At 45.2% G+C, this 6,293-nt stretch carries 8 protein-coding genes; all 8 read right to left on the bottom strand.

The window, feature by feature from the left end; translation table 11 throughout:
- Positions 1–231 precede the first annotated feature (231 nt).
- On the bottom strand, positions 232–2,331 hold the full coding sequence (fusA, locus tag ACWPOD_RS22450; RefSeq protein ID WP_005397643.1) for an elongation factor G: 2,100 nt from the start codon (positions 2,329–2,331) through the stop codon (positions 232–234).
- A 75-nt stretch (positions 2,332–2,406) separates the two neighbouring features.
- Entirely contained in the window at positions 2,407–2,877 is a 471-nt protein-coding gene (gene rpsG / locus ACWPOD_RS22445; RefSeq protein ID WP_005382796.1) for a 30S ribosomal protein S7, read from the bottom strand.
- A gap of 101 nt (positions 2,878–2,978) precedes the next feature.
- Positions 2,979–3,353 carry a 30S ribosomal protein S12 gene (gene rpsL, locus ACWPOD_RS22440; protein ID WP_004399892.1) on the bottom strand — a complete coding sequence of 125 codons (375 nt, stop codon included), beginning with the start codon at positions 3,351–3,353 and terminating at the stop codon, positions 2,979–2,981.
- A gap of 177 nt (positions 3,354–3,530) precedes the next feature.
- The gene (gene tusB, locus ACWPOD_RS22435; protein WP_047010412.1) at positions 3,531–3,806 is read right to left on the bottom strand and encodes a sulfurtransferase complex subunit TusB; all 276 of its coding nucleotides are present in this window, start codon (positions 3,804–3,806) and stop codon (positions 3,531–3,533) included.
- A gap of 7 nt (positions 3,807–3,813) precedes the next feature.
- The gene (tusC, locus tag ACWPOD_RS22430; RefSeq protein ID WP_005397648.1) at positions 3,814–4,170 is read right to left on the bottom strand and encodes a sulfurtransferase complex subunit TusC; all 357 of its coding nucleotides are present in this window, start codon (positions 4,168–4,170) and stop codon (positions 3,814–3,816) included.
- On the bottom strand, positions 4,167–4,562 hold the full coding sequence (tusD, locus tag ACWPOD_RS22425; protein ID WP_085344620.1) for a sulfurtransferase complex subunit TusD: 396 nt from the start codon (positions 4,560–4,562) through the stop codon (positions 4,167–4,169). Before tusD ends, tusC begins: the two co-directional genes overlap by 4 nt.
- Complete coding sequence (locus ACWPOD_RS22420) at positions 4,559–5,281, bottom strand: helix-turn-helix transcriptional regulator (RefSeq protein ID WP_031780643.1); 723 nt, start codon at positions 5,279–5,281, stop codon at positions 4,559–4,561. Before ACWPOD_RS22420 ends, tusD begins: the two co-directional genes overlap by 4 nt.
- Positions 5,282–5,424: 143 nt before the next feature.
- Positions 5,425–6,207, bottom strand: a complete 783-nt coding sequence (gene fkpA, locus ACWPOD_RS22415; RefSeq protein ID WP_005397659.1) for an FKBP-type peptidyl-prolyl cis-trans isomerase — start codon at positions 6,205–6,207, stop codon at positions 5,425–5,427.
- Positions 6,208–6,293 lie beyond the last annotated feature (86 nt).

Raw genomic sequence — 6,293 nt, 5'->3', positions numbered from 1 at the left:
TGTTTTACCGTGGTCAACGTGGCCGATAGTACCAACGTTAACGTGCGGTTTCGTACGTTCAAATTTTTCTTTAGACACGATCGTGTTCCTTCCTAGTTATGATTCGTCGTGATCATTATTGATCGACGACGCGCCAGAAATTGTTATTTTATGCGCCAACGCCCGTTAGCGCAATATTTGGACGCCCTGATCTCGCAAAAAGTCGTAAACTTTTTGTAGTTCAATCGTCAATTAGTAACCACGCTCTGCAATAATTTTATCTGCGAAGTTTTTCGGCACTTCAGCGTACTCGTGAAACTCCATAGAGTAAGACGCACGGCCTTGAGTTGCAGAACGTAGATCAGTTGCGTAACCGAACATTTCAGATAGTGGTACTTGAGCACGGATGATCTTAAGACCAGCCACACCTTCGTCCATGCCTTCAATGATACCGCGACGACGGTTTAGGTCACCAACAACGTCACCCATCCAGTCTTCCGGAGTGGTTACTTCGACATTCATCATTGGTTCTAGAATCACAGGTTGTGCTTCTAGTGCACCTTTCTTGAATGCCATCGAGCCAGCGATCTTAAACGCCATCTCGCTTGAGTCTACATCGTGGTAAGAACCATCAAATAGTGTAGCTTTAATATCTAGTACAGGGTAACCCGCTAGAACACCACTATTCATTTGTTCCTCGATACCTTTCGATACCGAACTGATGTATTCCTTAGGAATCACACCACCCACGATTTCGTCTACGAATACGAAACCTTCGCCAGGTTCAGAAGGCTCAAGTTTGACCCACACATGACCGTATTGACCACGACCACCTGATTGACGAACAAACTTACCTTCAACTTCCGCTTTACCACGAATGGTTTCACGGTAAGCAACCTGAGGTTTACCAACGTTACAATCAACGCTGAATTCACGCTTCATACGATCAACGATAATGTCTAGGTGAAGTTCACCCATACCTGAGATCAGAGTCTGACCTGATTCGTCGTCCGTTTCCACGCGGAATGATGGATCTTCCGCAGCCAGTTTACCTAGCGCGATAGCCATTTTCTCTTGGTCTGCCTTAGAACGAGGTTCTACAGCAATCTGAATAACTGGTTCAGGGAACTCCATGCGCTCTAGAATCACTTTGTGGTTCTGATCACACAGTGTGTCACCTGTTGTTACGTCTTTCAGACCGATAGCAGCAGCGATATCACCAGCGCGAACTTCTTTTACTTCTTCACGCTTATTCGCATGCATCTGAACGATACGACCAAAACGCTCTTTCTTCTCTTTTACAGAGTTGTAAACAGCGTCGCCGGAGTTTACTACACCAGAGTAAACACGCATGAACGTTAGCGTACCCACGAATGGGTCAGTCGCGATCTTAAATGCTAGCGCAGAGAATGGTTCGTTGTCGTCAGCGTGACGCTCAACTTCATTTTCTCTTTCGTCAACACCTTTAATTGCAGGTACGTCAACTGGCGATGGCAAGAACTCGATCACTGCATCTAGTACCGCTTGAACACCTTTGTTCTTAAACGCACTACCACAAGTGGCCAATACGATTTCGTTGTTTAGTGTACGAGTACGTAGAGCTTGTTTGAGCTCAGCTTCAGTCAATTCACCTTCTTCAAGGTACTTGTCCATCAGCTCTTCGCTAGCTTCAGCAGCGGATTCAACCATGTGGTTGCGCCACTCTTCAGCAAGTTCGATCATGTCAGCTGGGATGTCTTCGTAAGTAAACGAAGTGCCTTGATCGGCTTCATTCCAGTTGATCATCTTCATCTTGATAAGGTCGATGACACCTCTGAACTCATCTTCCGCACCAACGTTCAGTTGGATTGGAACAGGGTTCGCACCAAGACGATTTTTAATTTGGTCCACAACGCGTAGGAAGTCTGCGCCCGCACGGTCCATCTTGTTTACAAATACCAAACGTGGAACGTGGTATTTGTCTGCTTGACGCCATACAGTTTCAGACTGAGGTTCAACACCAGATGAGCCACAGAACACAACCACAGCACCATCAAGTACACGAAGAGAACGCTCTACTTCGATAGTAAAGTCAACGTGTCCAGGGGTATCAATGATGTTTACGCGATGCTCAGGGAACTGTGCTTCCATACCACGCCAGAATGTAGTAGTCGCAGCGGATGTGATAGTGATACCACGTTCCTGCTCCTGCTCCATCCAGTCCATGGTTGCTGCACCATCGTGAACTTCGCCGATTTTGTGAGAAAGGCCAGTGTAGAACAGAATACGCTCAGTTGTGGTTGTTTTTCCTGCATCTACGTGAGCACAGATACCGATATTACGGTAGCGCTCAATAGGAGTTTTACGAGCCACGATTGTATCCTCTTACTAAGGTGTACCTTAGAGTATAGAAAAGTGCTGCGAGAGAACCTCGCAGCACAGAAGGTATTACCAGCGGTAATGAGCGAACGCTTTGTTTGCGTCAGCCATGCGGTGAACGTCTTCACGTTTCTTAACCGCAGTACCTTTGTTCTCAGACGCGTCTAGCATTTCAGCTGCTAGGCGTTGAGCCATAGATTTTTCACCACGCTTGCGCGCAGCTTCAACCAACCAACGCATAGCAAGTGCGTTACGGCGAACCGGACGTACTTCTACAGGTACTTGGTAAGTTGAACCACCAACACGGCGAGATTTAACCTCTACCGCTGGGCGTACGTTTTCAAGAGCTTCTTCAAAAATAGCTAAGTGGTCTTTACCAGACTTTTCAGCCATAGCATCTAGTGCAGTGTAAACGATTTTCTCTGCAGTAGATTTTTTACCGTCAACCATTAGGATGTTAACGAATTTTGCCAGCAATTCAGATTTGAATTTTGGATCTGGAAGGATCTTACGCTGACCAATGACGCGACGACGTGGCATGGATTTATCTCCGTTGTCTTCTTCAGGTTTTATCCAAAACTTTTCAGTTTTTTCAAAAAATTAAAAATAATTTAGTGTTTGGCCTTACTTAACGGAATCCATTAAGACTTAGGACGCTTCACACCGTACTTAGAACGACCTTGTTTACGGTCGTTAACGCCAGCACAGTCAAGTGCACCGCGAACAGTGTGGTAACGTACACCCGGAAGGTCTTTTACACGACCGCCACGGATTAGTACAACACTGTGCTCTTGAAGGTTGTGACCTTCACCGCCGATGTACGATGTAACTTCGAAGCCGTTTGTCAGACGTACACGACAAACTTTACGAAGTGCTGAGTTAGGTTTTTTAGGTGTAGTAGTGTAAACACGAGTACATACACCACGTTTTTGTGGGCACGCTTCTAGTGCAGGCACGTTGCTTTTAACAACTTGCTTTGCACGAGGCTTACGTACCAACTGGTTAATAGTTGCCATTAACTAGCTCCTGATTTACTTGAAAGTAAGCTTTGTGAAAAATCTATCCCCAACTACCATTGCAGTTAGGGACGCAAAATTCTATGCAGCAGTGAGAGGTGTGTCAAGAAATATACGGATCTTTTTTGTTCAATTAGGACAATTCATCCGTAAAGCTTTAGCGACAGTAAATCACGTTCAATCCCAAGTAAGCGATTTATCCTGTTTAACTGTGAGCTCAACGAAGCCTGAGTAATTCACGATCGTCAGTGATGGACTGATACGATTCGCAATACCGCGAGCGTGAATATCGCTCTCTAGCACAAATACACTGCGGTTTTTTAGGTGGGAAAACGCTTTATGCTGCGAGTTAGCAGCGTACACGGCATCTTCTATAAGTAAGATGTCATCCTGTACATTACATAAGGGCATGGCGTCTTCTAGGGCGGAGACCGTTTTTATAATATGTAGCATAACTTCCTCAGAACGACAGTAGCTTGCCAGCGTGTTGCAACTTATCTTTGAGCTGCTCTGAGCTTAACGCTTGAGCTTCAATGACTAAATCCGCTTGAGCCAAACCTCGCTGAGCTAATGACTCTGAGCACACAAAGACTTGTTCGATATCGTATAAATCGAAAAGCTTCAGCATCGGCGCATAATCTTTGCTCAAGATCTTACTCGGTTCTTGTCCTAGTAGAAGCTGGTAAACCCCATCTCCCATGAAAATGACGCTGATATCTTCACAGTAAGCCGACGCGGCTAACAGTGCATCCACACCTTCACGACCAGCCGCACTGCCATGCGGTGCGCTACGAAATAGATAAGTTAGCTGACTCAAAACTGTACCACTCTGTCTTGGGTTAACATCGCTTCGGCTAAGCTACCTAAGCCGGCTTGCTCAAAACCTTCCGCTAGATTGCTCTGGACCAAACCATGTTGATTCGCTTCTTCTTCACTTACGATCCCGCGACGCAAAGCCGCAGCAACACAAGTTTCTAGACGAACACCATGCTCTTTTGCCAAAGATTGCCATGCCTTATTGAGATCAAATTCGTCGTTGGCAGGCACACTCAAAGCATTACCATTGGTCACGCCCTCTTGATAAAAGAAAACGCTCACTAACTGATGGCCTTGCTCAATCACCGCCTTGGCGAACTGATAAGCACTGCGTGCTGACTGGCTACCGTAAACAGGACCGTTCACCACCAACGTGTAAGTCAGCTTACTCACTTTTCATCGTCCTCGGTTTTACGTTGACGAATGTATAAGTAGACGGTGTGTTTTGAAATGTTAAGACGATCTGCAACGCGGTTGATGGCATCTTTAATATCGAAGATGCCTTTGTCGTACAATTCCATCACGATTTGGCGATTCTTGGTGTTGTTCGATACGGATTTATCCGCATTGATCTCTTCGATGGTGCGTTCAACAGTTTGGTCCACCAGCTCTTCTACGTCACTAGCAAAGTTAACCGAGGAAGCCGCTTCTTTTGCTTCTTGCGTTGGCATGAAAGATTGAAGGACTTGCGAGAAAGGCGCATCCAAGTTGACGTTGATACACAACAAACCAATCACGCGATTTTCACCATTACGAATGGCAACAGTGATCGACTTCATCAACACGCCACCTTTTGCACGGGTAAAGTACGAACGTGAGAAGTTGCGCTCCGAGCCTTCGATGTCTTTTAGCATTTTAAGCGCTAAATCAGTGATCGGTGAGCCGACTTGGCGACCCGTGTTTTCACCGTTAGCGATTTTAATTGCAGAGGTATTTAAGTCTTCTAGCGAGTGAAGAACGATTTCACAAAAGGGACCTATCAGGCTGGCGATACCATCAACGACCGCCTCATAAGATCTTAAAATGATTTTGTCGTGCTCGGTAAACGGCATCACGTTAACGGATTCCATTTCGAGCAACATCTCCGCGTTTATTGTTTCTGTAGTTGTCATAAGCCTTCGAGCGAAAAATCAACAAATTGGTGTAAGTTTATCAGAAAATTTGAAAATCAACCTAGCAAACTCACCAACTAGTGACCTAGAACAAAAAAGGCCCGTTAAACGGACCTTTTTCAATAACTTATCGCGGCTTATTGTTATTGCTCTGCGTTGTCGTTCTCGACTTTTAGCAGCTCAACTTCAAATACTAGCGTTGAGTTAGCAGGAATGCTTGGTGTGTCTTGATCACCGTATGCTAGCTCTGGCGGGATAACGAATTTGAATTTAGAACCCACAGGCATTAGCTGAACACCTTCTGTCCAACCTGGGATTACACGGTTAAGTGGGAATGTTGCAGGTTCACCACGATCGTAAGAGCTATCAAATTGCGTACCATCGATTAGCGTACCTTTGTAGTGTACTTGAACCGTATCAGTGTCTTTTGGCTTCTCGCCTTCAGCTGGAGTAATAACTTGGTATAGAAGACCTGTATCTGTCTTCACTACGCCTTCTTGCTTCTCGAACTCAGCACGGAAATCATCGCCAGCTTTTTTTGCTTCAGCTGCTTTCTCAGCTGCTTGTGCTTGCATCTTTTCAGCAACACGCTTATCTAGAGATTCTAGTGCTGCACGTGTTTCTTCTTCATTCAATTCAGCATTGCCTTTGAAGACGTCTTCGATACCTTTTAGTACCAAGTCTTTGTTAAGATTAATGCCGATTTCGCTTGGCTTGTCGATGCTTGTGCTTAGGTAGTTAGCAAATGAAACACCGATTGCGTATGCCGCTTTATCGTCGTCGGTTTTAAAGTGAACCGCTTTACCGGTTTCTGCTTGAACTTGTTCTGCTTGAGGTGCGGCTTCTGTTTTAGTTTCTTCTTTCTGACAACCTACCGCTAGCATAACTGTTGCAGCAAGTAGCGACACTTTTAAAACTGATTTCATTAAATTCTCCCAATAATGGCTTTGCCATTGGTTGTTGTGCACAAATCTTCTATGAGACTAGTGAAGACAATCGTTATACCAATATA

The organism is Vibrio sp. JZG120, assembly GCF_053890955.1.
This window is presented reverse-complemented; position numbering and strand designations above follow the sequence as displayed.

Excerpts from the sequence above, each read along its gene's own strand:
- rpsL (WP_004399892.1), bottom strand. The coding sequence starts at position 3,353 with ATGGCAACTATTAACCAGTTGGTACGTAAGCCTCGTGCAAAGCAAGTT.
- fkpA (WP_005397659.1), bottom strand. The coding sequence starts at position 6,207 with ATGAAATCAGTTTTAAAAGTGTCGCTACTTGCTGCAACAGTTATGCTA.
- ACWPOD_RS22420 (WP_031780643.1), bottom strand. The coding sequence starts at position 5,281 with ATGACAACTACAGAAACAATAAACGCGGAGATGTTGCTCGAAATGGAA.
- tusB (WP_047010412.1), bottom strand. The coding sequence starts at position 3,806 with ATGCTACATATTATAAAAACGGTCTCCGCCCTAGAAGACGCCATGCCC.
- rpsG (WP_005382796.1), bottom strand. The coding sequence starts at position 2,877 with ATGCCACGTCGTCGCGTCATTGGTCAGCGTAAGATCCTTCCAGATCCA.